This is a genomic window from Pararhodobacter sp., from assembly GCF_036802785.1.
Classification (GTDB): Bacteria; Pseudomonadota; Alphaproteobacteria; order Rhodobacterales; family Rhodobacteraceae; genus Pararhodobacter.
On sequence record NZ_DAIRVN010000060.1, the window covers coordinates 16,856 to 30,329 of the forward strand.

Below are 13,474 nucleotides of genomic sequence, written 5' to 3' on the forward strand. Positions count from 1 at the left end.
GCACCTGACACGGGCGGCGCATCGCGCGCCGCCCGCCTGATTGCAACGGAGCTGCCCCATGTCCCTGATCCGCCTTCGCGCGCTTGTTTCCGTCGCCGCCCTTGGGCTTTCCGTGCTCAGCGCACAGGCGCAGGTCGCCTATGAGGGGTTGGCGCCGAATGTGCTGGTGATGGACTATAACACCGGCCAGATTCTGGTGGACCAGAACGCCGATGTACCGCTGCCTCCGGCCTCGATGTCCAAACTGATGACGCTGAACATGCTGTTCGAGGCGATCGAGGATGGCAGGGTGCAGCTGGACACCACCTTTACTGTCTCGGAGCGTGCGCATGGAATGGGCGGCTCGCGGATGTTTCTGGAGACCCGCCACCGGCCCACGGCCGAAGACCTGATCCGTGGTATCGCGGTGCTGTCCGGCAATGACGCCACGGTGGCGGTGGCCGAAGGGCTGGCCGGCAGCGAGGAAGCCTTCGCCCGCCTTGCGACCGCACGCGCGCAGCAGTTGGGCATGGAGAATACCAACCTGATGAACGCCTCGGGCTGGCCGCACCCGGAACACCGGATGAGCCTGCGCGATCTGGCCATCCTCGCGCGACACATGCTGGAAGAGCATGGCGAATATTACCACTATCTCGCGGAGCGCGAGTTTACCTGGAACAACATTACCCAGCCCAACCGGGTGCCCCTGCTGGGGGCAGGGCTGGGACTGGACGGGCTCAAAACCGGACATACCAATGAGGCAGGCTATGCGCTGACCGGCTCTGCGGTACAGGGCGACCGGCGGGTGATCTTTGTCTTCTCCGGCCTCGACAGCGAACGCGCGCGGCTGGAAGAGGCCGAGCGCATCATCAACTGGTCCTTCCGGCAATTCGCCGAACACCGCGTGGTCAACGAAGGACAGGTGCTCGCCGAGGCCGCGGTCTGGATGGGCGCGGAAAACACCGTGCCGCTGACGGCGCCGCGCGATCATGACATTCTCGTGCCGGTCTTCACGGAAGACCAGATCACCGCGCGGGTGGTCTATGACGGGCCGGTGGCGGCGCCGATTGCCGAGGGGCAGGAACTGGCGCGGCTGATCGTCTCGGTCCCCGGGATGCCGGATTTCGAACTGCCGCTTGTGGCCGGGCGGGCCGTGGCCGAAGGGGGCTTCGTCCCGCGGATGCGCAGCGCCGCGATCGTTCTTGCAGGACATCTGGGCCTGATGATCCAGTGAAACAACGGGCTGGCGACGGCGCTTGTGGTGATTGCGGAAGGGGGGCTGTCTGCCCCCCACGCCCCCGCTGCGCGGCGGCTCCCCCCGAGGATATTTTTGAACAGATGAAGCAACGGATTGTTAACCTTGTGTGGCAATGATGCTCTGGCGGTACAGGCGGGGACGCCGATGACCGCAACAGGTGAAGCTTCCCTGTCCCGTTGGTTCGGGGCAGGGCGGCTCCGCCATGACTTCATCTGTTCAAAAATATCCTCGGGGGGTGAATGGGCCGCAGGCCCAGAGGGGGGCGGACGGCCCCCCTGCGACGCTGTCACAGCGCGGAGCAGCCAGGCATGAGCGCGCGGCAGGGTGTTTTCATCACTTTCGAGGGGATTGACGGATCGGGCAAGTCCACCCAGGCGCGGCTGCTGGCTGACAGTCTGGGTGCCGCGTTGACCCGTGAGCCGGGTGGCTCACCCGGCGCCGAGGAGATCCGCCGGCTTCTGGTGGAGGGCGATGCCGGGCGCTGGTCGCCCGAGACCGAGATACTGCTGTTCACAGCCGCGCGGCGCGATCATGTTGAAAAGACCATCCGGCCCGCGCTGGAGGCCGGTGCGGTGATCGTGTCGGACCGTTTCGCCGATTCGACCCGTGTGTATCAGGGCGCCGCGCGGGCGTCGCTTCGGGAGAAGGTGGACCTGCTGCACACCAGTATGATTGCTTTGGAGCCGGATCTGACTTTCGTGATCGACATGGACCCCGCCGAGGCGCTGCGCCGCGGGCTGGCGCGCGATCATGCCGAAGATCGTTTCGAATCGCTCGGGCTGGGGTTTCAGGAGACCCTGCGCGCCGGTTTTCTGGCGCTGGCCCGCGAGTTTCCTGCGCGGGTCTGCCTGATCGACGGCAACCGCCCCGTTGCCGCCGTTGCGGCCGGGGTGCTGGCGAAGGCCCGCGCCTTTCTGGAAGGCATGCCCAATGGCTAAAACCGCCACCACCGACCCCGCCACGCCGGAGCCGGACCGCGTTGACGGTGCGCCGCATCCGCGTGAGACCCTGCGCCTGTTCGGCCAGCAGGTCGCCGAGGCGGCGTTTCTGGAGGCGTTCACTTCTGGCCGGATGCATCACGGCTGGCTGATCACCGGCCCGCGCGGCGTCGGCAAGGCCACGCTTGCATGGCGCATCGCGCGTTTTCTGCTTGCCCGGCCACCTGACGCGGGCGGCATGTTTGGCGCCCCGCCCCCGCCCGCCGATCTGGAGATCGCACCCGATCATCCGGTCGCGCGCCGGGTACTGGCGTTGTCTGACCCCGGTCTCAAGCTGATCCGGCGCAGCATCAACGATCAGGGCCGGATGCGGCAGGTGATCGCCGTGGAGGATGTGCGCGCGCTGAATGATTTCTTCGGCATGAGCGCGACCGAGGGCGGGCGGCGCGTCGTCATCGTCGATGCCGCCGACGAGATGAACCCGAACGCGGCTAATGCCCTTCTGAAACTGCTGGAGGAGCCGCCTTCGGGCGCCGTTCTGCTTCTGATCGCGCATCAGCCCTCGCGCCTTTTGCCCACCATCCGCTCGCGTTGCCGCGAATTGCGGCTTGGCGCGCTGGGGGCCACGGATATGGCGGCGGCGCTTGCGCAGGCATTGGGGGAGGGGGAGGCCGGGGCCGATGGCACCGCACTGGCAGAGCTTTCAGGCGGCTCGGTCGGCGAGGCGATCCGCATTCTTGCCGAGGACGGGCTGGCGCTTTATGTCCAGCTTATGGCGCTGATGGCCGGGTTGCCCGCGATGGACCGGCCCCGCCTGCGCGCGTTGTCCGACAGTGTGGCCGGGCGCGGCAATGAGGCGCGGTTCGATCTGCTGGTGCGGCTGGTGGATATGGCAATGGCGCGCGTGGCGCGAGCGGGGGCCAGTGGCCGCCCGCTGCCCGAGGCCGCAAAGGGCGAGGCTGCGCTGATTGCCCGGCTGGCACCCGATGCGGCGGCGGCACGCGGCTGGGCGGAGCTTGCCGCCGATCTGGGCGCGCGGGCGCGGCAGGGGCGGGCGGTGAACCTTGACCCCGCCGCGCTGGTGCTCGATATGTTCCTGCGGATGGAAAACGCGGCCAGAACGCTGGCCAGATGAGGCCTGTGATGACGTCAGAGACGACCCCGCCGCAGATCGTGGACAGCCATACGCATCTGGATTTTCCGGATTTCGAGGGCGAGCTTGACGCCGTGATCACCCGCGCCCGCGACGCCGGGGTTACGCGGATGGTCTCCATCTGCACCCGTTTGCGCAAGCTGCCGGAGATCCGCGCCATTGCCGAGGCGCATGCAGGCGTCTTTTTCAGCACCGGCACCCATCCGATGAGCGTGGCGGATGAACCCATGGCGACGCTTGAGGAACTGCTGGCGCTGGCCGCGCATCCGAAATGCGTGGGCATCGGCGAATCGGGGCTGGATTACCACTACACAAGCGAGAGCGCCGCGCTGCAGCGCGAGTCGCTGGCCATTCATATCGAGGCTGCACGGCAATCCGGGCTGCCGCTGATCATCCATGCCCGTGATGCCGATGAGGATATGGCGCGCATCCTGACGCAGGCGCATGGCGAGGGTGCCTTCGGCTGCGTGATGCATTGCTATTCCTCGGGGCCGGAACTGGCGCAGGTGGCGCTGGATCTGGGGTTTTATCTGTCAGCCTCGGGGATTGCGGCCTTTCCGCGTTCAACGGCCCTGCGCGATATCTTTGCCGCAGCGCCCGTGGAGCGCATTCTGGTGGAGACCGATGCGCCCTATCTGGCCCCGCCGCCCTATCGCGGCAGGCGCAATGAGCCGGCCTATACCGCCCATACCGCCCGCGCCATCGCGCCCCTGTGGGGGCTGAGCTATGAGGATTTCGCGCGCCAGACCAGCGCCAATTTCGACCGGCTGTTTACCCGCGCTGCCACTTACCGGGCGGCTGCGTGATGGCCCGGCTGCGCGCGACAATCCTGGGCTGCGGCTCCTCCGGCGGGGTGCCGAGGCTGGGCGGCGAATGGGGCGAATGCGACCCTGCCAACCCGCGCAACCGGCGCAGGCGGTGCTCGCTTCTGCTGGAGCGGATCAGCGATGCAGGCGTCACGCGCGTGCTGATCGACACCTCGCCGGATATGCGCGAGCAGCTGCTGGATGCAGGCGTGGGGGCGCTGGATGCGGTGGTCTATACCCATAGCCATGCCGATCATGTGCATGGCATCGACGATCTGCGGATGATCGTTTTCAACACCCGCAAGCGGCTGGCGGTCTGGGCGGACGGCCCCACGCAGGAGGCGCTGATGTCGCGCTTCGGCTATGCCTTCATGCAGCCTGCGGGCTCACCCTATCCGCCGATACTGGATCTGTTCACGATCGAGGGGTCGTTCAGCATAGACGGCCCCGGCGGGCCGATCGCGCTGACGCCCTTTGCCGCCGATCACGGCTCGATGGATACGCTGGGCTTCCGGGTGGGGGATATGGCCTATCTGCCCGATGCGGTGCACATCCCGGAAGAAAGCTGGTCGGTTCTGGAAGGGCTGGAATGCTGGATTGTCGACGCCCTGCGCCGCCGCCCGCATCCGACCCACGCCCATCTGGACATGACACTGGGCTGGATCGCGCGCGCCCGCCCCCGGCACGCGGTGCTGACCAATATGCATGTCGATCTTGATTATGCGACCCTTGCGGCGGAGACGCCGGAGGATATCACCCCGGCCCATGACGGTATGGTGCTGGAGTTTGAGCTGTGAACGCCCCCGGGCGCGCGCCGGCCGACCCCATTGAGGGCTCGTCCGGCGCCGGGTGGCGTGTCGCCCCCCGAAGGCGGCGTTAGGCGATGCAGGCACTTGTCGATGTCATCCTGCCGGTCTTTCTGGTGGTCGCCTTCGGCTATGGCGTGACCTGGCGCGGCTGGATGTCCGAGGGCACGGTCGACGGCATGATGAAATTCTCGCAGAATTTCGCCATTCCCTGCCTGCTCTTTCTGGCCATCTCAAGGCTTGATCTGGGGCAGGAATTTGACTGGCGGCTGCTGGTGAGCTTCTACACCGGCGCGGTGACGGGTTTTGTGCTGGGCCTGCTGGGCGCGCGGTATCTGTTCGGGCGCGGCTGGGAGGATGCGATTGCGGTGGGGTTTGTCTGCCTCTTCTCGAACTCGCTGCTACTGGGCCTGCCGATCACCGAGCGCGCTTATGGCCCTGAAGCGCTGGCCGCGAATTTCGCCATCATCGCGTTGCATTCGCCGATCTGCTTTCTGATCGGCATCACCGCGATGGAGGCGGTGCGGGCCAAGGGGCAGGGGATTGGCGCAACGCTGGGGCGGGTGGCGCTGGGGATGGCGAGCAACCCGCTGGTCATCGGCATCTCGCTGGGGGCGGCGGCCAACCTGACCGGGCTGCCGCTGCCGGGTGCGGCCTGGCAGGCGCTGGAGCTGATCGCACGGGCGGGCCTTCCGGCGGCGCTGTTCGGGCTGGGCGGGGTGCTGTACCGCTACCGGCCTGAGGGTGATCTGCGCCTGATCGTCTATGCCTGCGCGGTGTCGCTGGTGGTTCATCCGGCGATTGTCTGGGGGATGGGGCGCGGGCTGGCGCTGAGCGAGGCGCAGTTCCGCTCGGCGGTGGTGACGGCGGCGATGGCGCCGGGGGTGAATGCCTATCTCTTTGCCAATATGTATGGCCGCGCCCGCCGGGTGGCGGCTTCCAGTGTGCTGATCGGCACGGTGGCCTGCGCCTTCTCGGCCTGGTTCTGGATGACGGCGCTGGGGTGATTTGGGGGGGTAGCCGGGGGTGTGAGTGGAGGCCGGGCAGGGGGCTTTGCGCCCCCTCGGCGCTGCGCGCCTCACCCCCGCAGGATATTTCTGAACAGGTGAATGGGGGCGGTCAGCCCCCTGCCGGACCGGGGGGCGGAGACGGGCGGGGTCTTTGCCGGAGCTGCCTCAGCCGCGCGCGGGAACCCGGGTGATGCGGGCGCCAAGGGCGTTCAGCCGCTCGTCGATACGCTCATAGCCGCGTTCGATCTGCTGGGCGTTGTTGATGATGCTGGTGCCCTCGGCGCACATCGCCGCGATCAGCATCGCCATACCGGCGCGGATATCGGGGCTTTCCAGCCGCGCGCCACGCAGTTTCGACGGCCCGGCAACGATGGCGCGATGCGGATCGCACAGAACGATGCGCGCGCCCATGGCGATCAGCTTGTCCACGAAGAACATCCGGCTCTCGAACATTTTCTCGAACATCAGCACCACGCCCTCGCATTGGGTGGCGGTGACGATGGCGATGGAGAGCGTGTCAGCCGGGAAGGCGGGCCAGGGTTGGTCTTCGATCTTGGGGATATGCCCGCCGAAATCGGGCTGGATTTTCAGCGATTGTTCGGCGGGAACGATCAGGTCGTCGCCCTCGATCCGGCAGGTGATGCCAAGACGCTCAAAATTCATCAGGGTTGAGCGCAGATGCTCGGTGCCGGCATTGCGGATGGTCAGCGCCGAGCGCGTGACCGCCGCCAGCCCGATCAGCGAGCCCACCTCGATATGATCGGGGCCGATGCGATGGGTGCAGCCGCCCAGCGGGCGCCCGCCGTGGATGGTCATGGTATTGGTGCCGACCCCGTCGATCTGCGCGCCCATCGCGGTCAGGAAGCGCGCCAGATCCTGCACATGCGGCTCGGACGCGCAGTTGCGCAGGATCGTGGTGCCCTTGGCGCAGACAGCAGCGCATAGGGCGTTTTCGGTGGCCGTGACCGAGGGTTCATCAAGAAAGACATCGGCACCGATCAGCGCAGGCGCGTGGAAATGGTAGGCGCTGTTCACCTCGATTGTCGCACCCAGTTGCTGGAGCGCGAGGAAATGGGTATCCACCCGCCGCCGCCCGATCACATCACCGCCCGGCGGCGGCAGGGTCACTTCGCCGCAGCGTGCCAGCATGGGCCCGGCCAGCAGGATCGAGGCGCGGATGCGCGCGCAGAGGTCAGGGTCAAGATCGGCCGGGCGCAGGTGGCGCGCGGTGATCTCCAGGGTGTTGCGGCCCAGCCAGTTGGCCTCGGCGCCGACCGACTGGATCAGTTCGACAAGGGCCTCGATATCGCGGATGCGGGGAACGTTATGCAGCTCGACACGCTGGTCGGTCAGCAGGGCGGCCGCGACGATGGGCAGGGCTGCATTCTTGTTTCCGCTCGGTTCGATCTCGCCCTGAAGCCGGTGTCCGCCTTCGACGATATACTGAACCCGCTCTGTCGGTTGCGCCTGTGCCATGCTTGCTCCGGTGTGTTGACTTTCTGGCCTGACTACCAAATCCCGGCGCGCGGCGGAACCGCTAATGCGGCAGCGCCGGCAAGGAGCCGCCCGTGAGGGCCGCGCCCCTTGCGCGCACGGGGCCCGCTCAGATCACAGTCGTCGGGTCATCGTAGCCCTGTGGCATGATCAGGTTGTGGCGCCCCAGATTGTGCACATCCCGCTCGCCGCACAAGGCCATGCTCACATCAAGCTCGCGGTGGATGACCTCCAGCGCGCGGGTTACCCCCGCTTCGCCCATCGCGCCCAGCCCGTAGATGTAGGCGCGCCCGATATAGGTGCCGCGCGCACCCAGCGACAGGGCCTTGAGCACGTCCTGGCCTGAGCGGATGCCGCTGTCCAGATGCACTTCCACCTTGTCGCCCACCGCCTCCATGATCGAGGGCAGCATGCGGATCGCGCTCATCGCGCCGTCCAGCTGTCGCCCGCCATGGTTTGACACCACGATGGCATCGGCCCCTACGCGCAGCGCCATTTTCGCATCCTCGGCGTCAAGGATACCTTTCAGGATCAGCTTGCCGCCCCACAGGTCGCGCAGCTTTTCGACCTTTCCCCAGTCCAGCTGCGGGTCGAACTGCTCGGCCGTCCAGCTGGCCAGCGAGGAGGTGTCGCCAACCCCCGTCGCATGGCCGACGATATTGCCGAAGAACCGCCGCTTCGTGCCCAGCATGCCCATTCCCCAGCGCCATTTTGTCGCGAGGTTGATCATGGTGGGCAGTGTCAGCTTGGGTGGGGCGGAAAGGCCGTTCTTCAGATCCTTGTGGCGCTGGCCTAGGATCTGCAGATCCAGCGTCAGCACCAGCGCCGAGCAGCCAGCGGCCTTGGCGCGCCCGATGATACGGCGCACGAAATCCTCATCCTTCATCACATAGAGCTGGAACCAGAAGGGCTTGGTGGTATGCGCTGCCACATCTTCGATCGAACAGATCGACATGGTGGAAAGGGTGAAGGGCACGCCAAAGCGCTCGGCGGCGCGCGCCGCCAGAATTTCGCCATCGGCATGCTGCATGCCGGTCAGACCCACCGGCGCCAGCGCGACCGGCATCGCCACCTCTTCGCCGATCATCGTCGAGCGGGTGGAGCGGTTGGTCATATCCACCGCCACCCGCTGGCGCATGCGCAGCTTGCTGAAATCAGTGGTGTTTTCGCGGAAGGTCTGCTCGGTCCAGCTACCGGATTCGGCGTAATCGTAGAACATGCGCGGGGCGCGCCGGGCGTAAATGCGGCGCAGGTCTTCGATACAGGTAATCACGGGCATGGCATTCCTCCGGCGATTGGTAAGGTTTCCTTACCAGACGCCCTGATTGCGGGCAAGCGCACCCCTTCCACGCGATCGCTGCGGAACGGATAGGGCGCGCGAACGTTGTCTATCCACGAAACCGGCCCCCGTGCAACTGCCTGCGATGCAACTGCCCGGACGACGGTAACTGGAAAGGATACGCTTATGAATGTCAAAACCCTCTTTTGCGGCGCTGTCGCGGCAAGCCTTCTGGCGACCACGGCGATGGCTCAGACGACCGCCACTGCCAGCGCCGACCTGAACCTGCGCGCAGGTCCGGGCCCGATGCATGATATCCTCGGCGTGATCGGGGCGGGCGAAAGTGTCGATGTCACGGGCTGTCTGGATACCGACAGCTGGTGCGAGGTCACGCTGGACGGCACCCAGGGCTGGGCCTATGGCGCCTATCTGGAAACCGAGATTGAATCCGAGCCGGTTGCCCTGACCGCCCCTGAGGCCCGTACGGTTGTTACTGTGGTGGAGCATCGCGGTGACAGCGAGGCCAATGTCGTTGCCGGCGGCACCGTCGGGGCCGTTGTCGGCGCGCTTGTGGCGGGGCCCTTTGGCGCCGCAGTCGGTGCCGTGGCCGGGATGAGCGCGGGCGGTTTTGCCACACCGACCGAGACGACCGTGACCTATGTGCGCGAAAATCCGGTGCAGCCTGTCTATCTTGATGGTGAGGTAGTCGTCGGTTCAGGCCTGCCCGAAGGTGTGATCCTGCAGCCGGTGCCGGAAAGCGAATACCATTACGCCTATGTCAACGGCGTGCCGGTGATCGTTGACCCCACCGAGCGCCGGGTGGTGCATATCGTCCGCTGACGCTTTCTGCCGGGGTTTGCTCCGGCTGGTTCGGTCAACACGTTGGTGGCCCGGTTCCTGTGAGCCGGGCCATTGCCATGCCGGCATTGCCTTCAGGCGCCTTTCCAGCGGTCCAGCAGCCAGTACCACTGGTCAGGATTGGCCAGAATGCGCGCCGAGAGGGAATCATTGAACGCCAGCGTCATGCTGTGGCTGTCGGTATGGGCAATCGCCTCTTCGAACACCACATCGAACCGGCTGCCATCCCCGGTGCGGATGCCGTAGGCGGGGACCATCGGCAGCCCGTATTTCAGCGCAAGCTGCGCCGCCGAGACCGAGGTCAGCGCCGGGTGCCCCAGAAAGGGCAGCCGCTCGCCGCCGGTGTATTTCTCATCCAGAAGGATCGCGATGAAGCCGCCGCTGCGCAGATGACGCACCAGCGCCTTGGTGCCGATCGCCCCGGTTTCCAGAATCGGCTTGCCGCCCGCCTCGATCCCGGCGAGCAGGCGGCGCTGATAATGGCGGTTGGACTGCGGGCGGTAGACCGCGCCGGTTTCCATGCCGCGCGCCTTCAGCACCGCGCGCACGGCCTCCCACTGGCCGAAATGGCCCGAGACGATGATCGCGCCCTTTCCCGCCGCCTTGGCGGCCTCCAGCGCCGCAAGGCCGGGGCCAGAAACCGTGAACTTGTCCTGCTGGGCCTGAAATTCGGCGCAATGATAGATCTCGAACAGGGTCTGGCCCATCTGGCGGCCCATGTTGCCGCTCAGCCTTGCCCGGTCGGTGCGCGACATATCGGGAAAGACGCGCCGCACCTCACGTGTAAATTTGCGCCGGGCAAGGGGAAACCAGCGCATCACCAGCCCGACGGCGGTGCCCAGATTGCGTGAGCGCGCCTCGAAGCTGCGCCACCGGGTAACGGTCAGCGCAGAAAGCAGGGGCAAGTATCTGACATGATGCCAGGAAGATCTGAGCCGACGCGAAAGCATGGATATCATATGGGCCGTCGCAACCGTTTTCCAAGTTCAGATCAGGCCCGGAACCGACATTAACTCCCGCTCCGGCCGTGGCGGTTCCTCCACCATCGCCGACGCAATACAGCATCCGGGCAGGGGAGGAAGCCCCAAAACGCCGCCCCGGCACGGTGGCAGCAACCCCTCGCGGTCAGGGGTTATTACGGGGGCGCAGCCGGTGGGCGATGCCGAAGGCCAGCCTGGAGGCAATCAGGCTCAGGACAAAAGCAATCGGAAAGGCGATCAGAAACTGTTTCGGCCAGGCCGAAAGCCACATCAGGCTCGGCCCCATGGCAATCAGCGACATGATGCCGGACATCGTCGCGGCCATCATCAGGGTGATGAGAAGCTGCGCAAGCAGCAGGGTTTTCTTGTCGGTCATCGTGCTCTCTCAGGCGGGGGTGCTTGAGTGAACGGAAAACCCGCGCACGTCACAGCACCAGCCACATTCAGGGTTGGTGCCGTGGGTTCGCACCGTGGCCATGAGCCGCAGCACGACTGGATCGCGCAGGGATGCGCGGGCCGGAATAACCTGACCGGCCTGAAATCTTCTCGACAGAGCGGTGGGTATTGCCGATCTTGCGGTTTGTCAAGAAAGCCCGCACGGCCGGAACGCGGGTGGCTGAGGAGCGCAGCTCATCCCCGGTGCGCGCCGTCCGCCAGCCCGGCCACAAAGGCCAGAACCTCTGCCACCGGCTTGCCCGCCGCAATCTGGCTGACAATGGCCGAACCCACAACACAGCCATCGGCCACCCCGGCGATTGCCTGTGCGGTTTCGGGGGTTGAAATGCCGAAGCCCACGATCACCGGCAGATCAGTCGCCGCCTTGATCCGCGCCACCTCTGGCGCCACATCGCCCGCCTGCGCCGCCGCCGCCCCGGTGATCCCGGTGATCGAGACGTAATACACAAAGCCCGAGGTGTTTTTCAGCACCACCGGCAGGCGCTTGTCGTCGGTCGTGGGCGTGGCCAGCCGGATGAAGTTCAGCCCCGCCGCCTGCGCGGGAAGGCACAGCTCGTCATCCTCTTCGGGCGGCAGATCGACAACAATCAACCCGTCCACCCCGGCCGCCCCGGCATCAAGCAGAAACCGCTCGACGCCCCGGTTATAGATCGGATTGTAATAGCCCATCAGCACGATCGGCGTGGTGTCATCGTCTGCACGGAAGCGGCGCACCATCTCCAGCGTGCGCTCCAGCGTCATGCCGCCAGCGAGCGCGCGCTGCCCGGCCAACTGGATGGTGGGGCCGTCCGCCATCGGGTCGGTAAAGGGCACACCCAGCTCGATGATATCGACACCCGCGCCCGGCAGGCCCTGCATGACGGCCAGCGACGTCTCAAAATCCGGGTCGCCGCCCATGATATACGAGACAAAGGCCTTGCGGCGCTCGGTGCGGAGGCGGGCAAAGGTGGCGTCGATTCTGGTCATGCTGCATTCCCTGTCTGTCGCCAGCGGTTTGCACGGCGCGGGCGGAAAAATCAATGATGCTTTGCCCGCAGCCGGCACTCACGCCATCCGGGCGCGCCACCACGCTTGATCCTGCCCGCGCCAACGCCTAGAAGCGGCCAGCCAAGGTCCGGAGGGTGCGATGGGTTTCAAGATGGGTATCGTGGGTTTGCCGAATGTCGGCAAGTCGACGCTCTTCAATGCGCTGACGCGCACCGCCGCCGCGCAGGCGGCCAATTTCCCGTTCTGCACCATCGAGCCCAATGTGGGCGAGGTGGCGGTGCCCGATGCGCGGCTGGACAAGCTGGCGCAGATCGCGGGGTCCAAGGCGATCATTCCGACGCGGATCACCTTCGTGGATATCGCCGGTCTGGTGCGCGGCGCGTCAAAGGGCGAGGGGCTGGGCAACCAGTTTCTGGCCAATATCCGCGAGGTTGACGCCATCGCCCATGTGCTGCGCTGCTTTGAGGATGGCGACATCACCCATGTCGAGGGCCGGATCGATCCGATCGCGGATGCCGAGACCATTGAAACCGAGCTGATGATCTCTGATCTGGAATCGGTGGAACGGCGGCTGGCCAATCTGGCGCGCAAGATCAAGGGCGGCGACAAGGAGGCGGTGCAGCAGGACCGCCTGTTGCGGCTGGCGCAGACCGCGCTCAATGACGGCAAACCGGCGCGCACCGTGCCCATTGACGCCGATGATCGCCGCAGCTGGGATCTGTTGCAGCTTCTGACCGCCAAGCCGGTGCTGTTCGTGTGCAATGTCGAAGAGGCATCGGCGGCCGGCGGCAACAGCCAGTCAGCCCGGGTGGCAGAGATGGCGGCGGCGCAGGGCGCGGCGCATGTGGTGATTTCGGCGCGGATCGAGGAAGAACTTGCGCAGCTGGCTCCCGACGAGTCCGAGATGTTTCTGAGCGAGATGGGGCTGGATGAACCCGGCCTCGACCGGCTGATCCGCGCGGGCTATGAACTTCTGGGCCTGCAGACCTATTTCACCGTCGGCCCCAAAGAGGCCCGCGCCTGGACCATCGCGCAAGGCACTCTGGCACCGCAGGCCGCAGGCGTGATCCATGGCGATTTCGAGCGCGGTTTCATCCGCGCCGAAACGGTCGCCTATGATGATTATGTGGCCTGCAACGGCGAAGCCCGTGCGCGTGAGGCGGGCAAGCTGCGGGTCGAAGGCAAAACCTATCTGGTCAAGGACGGCGACGTTCTGCACTTCCTGTTCAACGCCTGACAGATTCGCGCGGGGAAGGAAGAAGGGGGGCGTTGCCCCCCTCTTGGCCTGCGGCCAATTCTCCGGCCTCGCCACGGGCTCGGCGTTCGCGGCTGGGGCCTTCCACTGGAAGGCCCCCGAGACGCCGCTCACCCCCCAACGTATTTCCGGCAAGATGAAGGGAGGTGGCAGGCCTCCTCTTCATCTGTTCACAAATATCCCGGGGGGAGGCGCGGAACGCGCCGTGGGGGGCA

The 13,474-nt window shown here is 66.0% G+C and carries 13 protein-coding genes; 8 read left to right on the forward strand and 5 right to left on the reverse strand.

Features of this window, described 5'->3' with window-relative positions; translation table 11 throughout:
• Positions 1-58: 58 nt before the first annotated feature.
• The 6 genes from V7Q53_RS17335 to V7Q53_RS17360 all read left to right on the forward strand — a co-directional run bounded on the left by V7Q53_RS17335 (position 59) and on the right by V7Q53_RS17360 (position 5,947).
• Positions 59-1,213 carry a D-alanyl-D-alanine carboxypeptidase family protein gene (locus tag V7Q53_RS17335; RefSeq protein ID WP_333829979.1) on the forward strand — a complete coding sequence of 385 codons (1,155 nt, stop codon included), beginning with the start codon at positions 59-61 and terminating at the stop codon, positions 1,211-1,213.
• A gap of 332 nt (positions 1,214-1,545) precedes the next feature.
• Positions 1,546-2,175: a dTMP kinase gene (gene tmk, locus V7Q53_RS17340; protein ID WP_333829980.1), complete on the forward strand. Its 630-nt coding sequence runs from the start codon at positions 1,546-1,548 to the stop codon at positions 2,173-2,175.
• Positions 2,168-3,310, forward strand: coding sequence for a DNA polymerase III subunit delta' (locus V7Q53_RS17345; protein ID WP_333829981.1), 1,143 nt, complete (start codon positions 2,168-2,170; stop codon positions 3,308-3,310). The genes tmk and V7Q53_RS17345 overlap by 8 nt, the downstream gene beginning before the upstream one ends.
• An 8-nt stretch (positions 3,311-3,318) precedes the next feature.
• Complete coding sequence (locus V7Q53_RS17350) at positions 3,319-4,134, forward strand: TatD family hydrolase (protein ID WP_333829982.1); 816 nt, start codon at positions 3,319-3,321, stop codon at positions 4,132-4,134.
• Positions 4,134-4,931 carry an MBL fold metallo-hydrolase gene (locus V7Q53_RS17355; protein WP_333829983.1) on the forward strand — a complete coding sequence of 266 codons (798 nt, stop codon included), beginning with the start codon at positions 4,134-4,136 and terminating at the stop codon, positions 4,929-4,931. Before V7Q53_RS17350 ends, V7Q53_RS17355 begins: the two co-directional genes overlap by 1 nt.
• An 86-nt stretch (positions 4,932-5,017) precedes the next feature.
• Positions 5,018-5,947 (forward strand): AEC family transporter, encoded by a 930-nt coding sequence (locus V7Q53_RS17360; protein ID WP_333829984.1) that lies wholly within the window; start codon positions 5,018-5,020, stop codon positions 5,945-5,947.
• A gap of 168 nt (positions 5,948-6,115) precedes the next feature.
• On the opposite strand, the gene murA is transcribed toward V7Q53_RS17360, so the two are convergent.
• Both murA and V7Q53_RS17370 read right to left on the reverse strand, forming a co-directional pair.
• Positions 6,116-7,426 (reverse strand): UDP-N-acetylglucosamine 1-carboxyvinyltransferase, encoded by a 1,311-nt coding sequence (murA, locus tag V7Q53_RS17365; protein WP_333829985.1) that lies wholly within the window; start codon positions 7,424-7,426, stop codon positions 6,116-6,118.
• Positions 7,427-7,553: 127 nt separating this feature from the next.
• Entirely contained in the window at positions 7,554-8,723 is a 1,170-nt protein-coding gene (locus V7Q53_RS17370) for an alpha-hydroxy acid oxidase (RefSeq protein ID WP_333829986.1), read from the reverse strand.
• A 186-nt stretch (positions 8,724-8,909) separates the two neighbouring features.
• Here V7Q53_RS17370 and V7Q53_RS17375 point away from each other — a divergent pair, with 186 nt between their 5' ends.
• Positions 8,910-9,563 carry a DUF1236 domain-containing protein gene (locus tag V7Q53_RS17375; protein ID WP_333829987.1) on the forward strand — a complete coding sequence of 218 codons (654 nt, stop codon included), beginning with the start codon at positions 8,910-8,912 and terminating at the stop codon, positions 9,561-9,563.
• A 92-nt stretch (positions 9,564-9,655) separates the two neighbouring features.
• On the opposite strand, the gene V7Q53_RS17380 is transcribed toward V7Q53_RS17375, so the two are convergent.
• From V7Q53_RS17380 to trpA, 3 genes are all read right to left on the reverse strand, one after another.
• Positions 9,656-10,531 carry a lysophospholipid acyltransferase family protein gene (locus V7Q53_RS17380; RefSeq protein ID WP_333829988.1) on the reverse strand — a complete coding sequence of 292 codons (876 nt, stop codon included), beginning with the start codon at positions 10,529-10,531 and terminating at the stop codon, positions 9,656-9,658.
• A 175-nt stretch (positions 10,532-10,706) separates the two neighbouring features.
• Positions 10,707-10,937: a DUF2798 domain-containing protein gene (locus V7Q53_RS17385; RefSeq protein ID WP_333829989.1), complete on the reverse strand. Its 231-nt coding sequence runs from the start codon at positions 10,935-10,937 to the stop codon at positions 10,707-10,709.
• A gap of 254 nt (positions 10,938-11,191) precedes the next feature.
• A complete protein-coding gene (gene trpA, locus V7Q53_RS17390) occupies positions 11,192-11,983 on the reverse strand; it encodes a tryptophan synthase subunit alpha (protein WP_333829990.1) in 792 nt (263 codons plus the stop codon).
• A 160-nt stretch (positions 11,984-12,143) separates the two neighbouring features.
• Here trpA and ychF point away from each other — a divergent pair, with 160 nt between their 5' ends.
• The gene (ychF, locus tag V7Q53_RS17395) at positions 12,144-13,241 is read left to right on the forward strand and encodes a redox-regulated ATPase YchF (protein ID WP_333829991.1); all 1,098 of its coding nucleotides are present in this window, start codon (positions 12,144-12,146) and stop codon (positions 13,239-13,241) included.
• Positions 13,242-13,474 lie beyond the last annotated feature (233 nt).

Coding starts and splice junctions, on each gene's coding strand:
- V7Q53_RS17355 (WP_333829983.1), top strand. CDS start 4,134: ATGGCCCGGCTGCGCGCGACAATCCTGGGCTGCGGCTCCTCCGGCGGG.
- V7Q53_RS17345 (WP_333829981.1), top strand. CDS start 2,168: ATGGCTAAAACCGCCACCACCGACCCCGCCACGCCGGAGCCGGACCGC.
- trpA (WP_333829990.1), bottom strand. CDS start 11,983: ATGACCAGAATCGACGCCACCTTTGCCCGCCTCCGCACCGAGCGCCGC.
- V7Q53_RS17335 (WP_333829979.1), top strand. CDS start 59: ATGTCCCTGATCCGCCTTCGCGCGCTTGTTTCCGTCGCCGCCCTTGGG.
- V7Q53_RS17380 (WP_333829988.1), bottom strand. CDS start 10,531: ATGCTTTCGCGTCGGCTCAGATCTTCCTGGCATCATGTCAGATACTTG.
- tmk (WP_333829980.1), top strand. CDS start 1,546: ATGAGCGCGCGGCAGGGTGTTTTCATCACTTTCGAGGGGATTGACGGA.
- V7Q53_RS17370 (WP_333829986.1), bottom strand. CDS start 8,723: ATGCCCGTGATTACCTGTATCGAAGACCTGCGCCGCATTTACGCCCGG.
- V7Q53_RS17360 (WP_333829984.1), top strand. CDS start 5,018: ATGCAGGCACTTGTCGATGTCATCCTGCCGGTCTTTCTGGTGGTCGCC.
- V7Q53_RS17375 (WP_333829987.1), top strand. CDS start 8,910: ATGAATGTCAAAACCCTCTTTTGCGGCGCTGTCGCGGCAAGCCTTCTG.
- ychF (WP_333829991.1), top strand. CDS start 12,144: ATGGGTTTCAAGATGGGTATCGTGGGTTTGCCGAATGTCGGCAAGTCG.
- V7Q53_RS17385 (WP_333829989.1), bottom strand. CDS start 10,937: ATGACCGACAAGAAAACCCTGCTGCTTGCGCAGCTTCTCATCACCCTG.
- murA (WP_333829985.1), bottom strand. CDS start 7,426: ATGGCACAGGCGCAACCGACAGAGCGGGTTCAGTATATCGTCGAAGGC.
- V7Q53_RS17350 (WP_333829982.1), top strand. CDS start 3,319: ATGACGTCAGAGACGACCCCGCCGCAGATCGTGGACAGCCATACGCAT.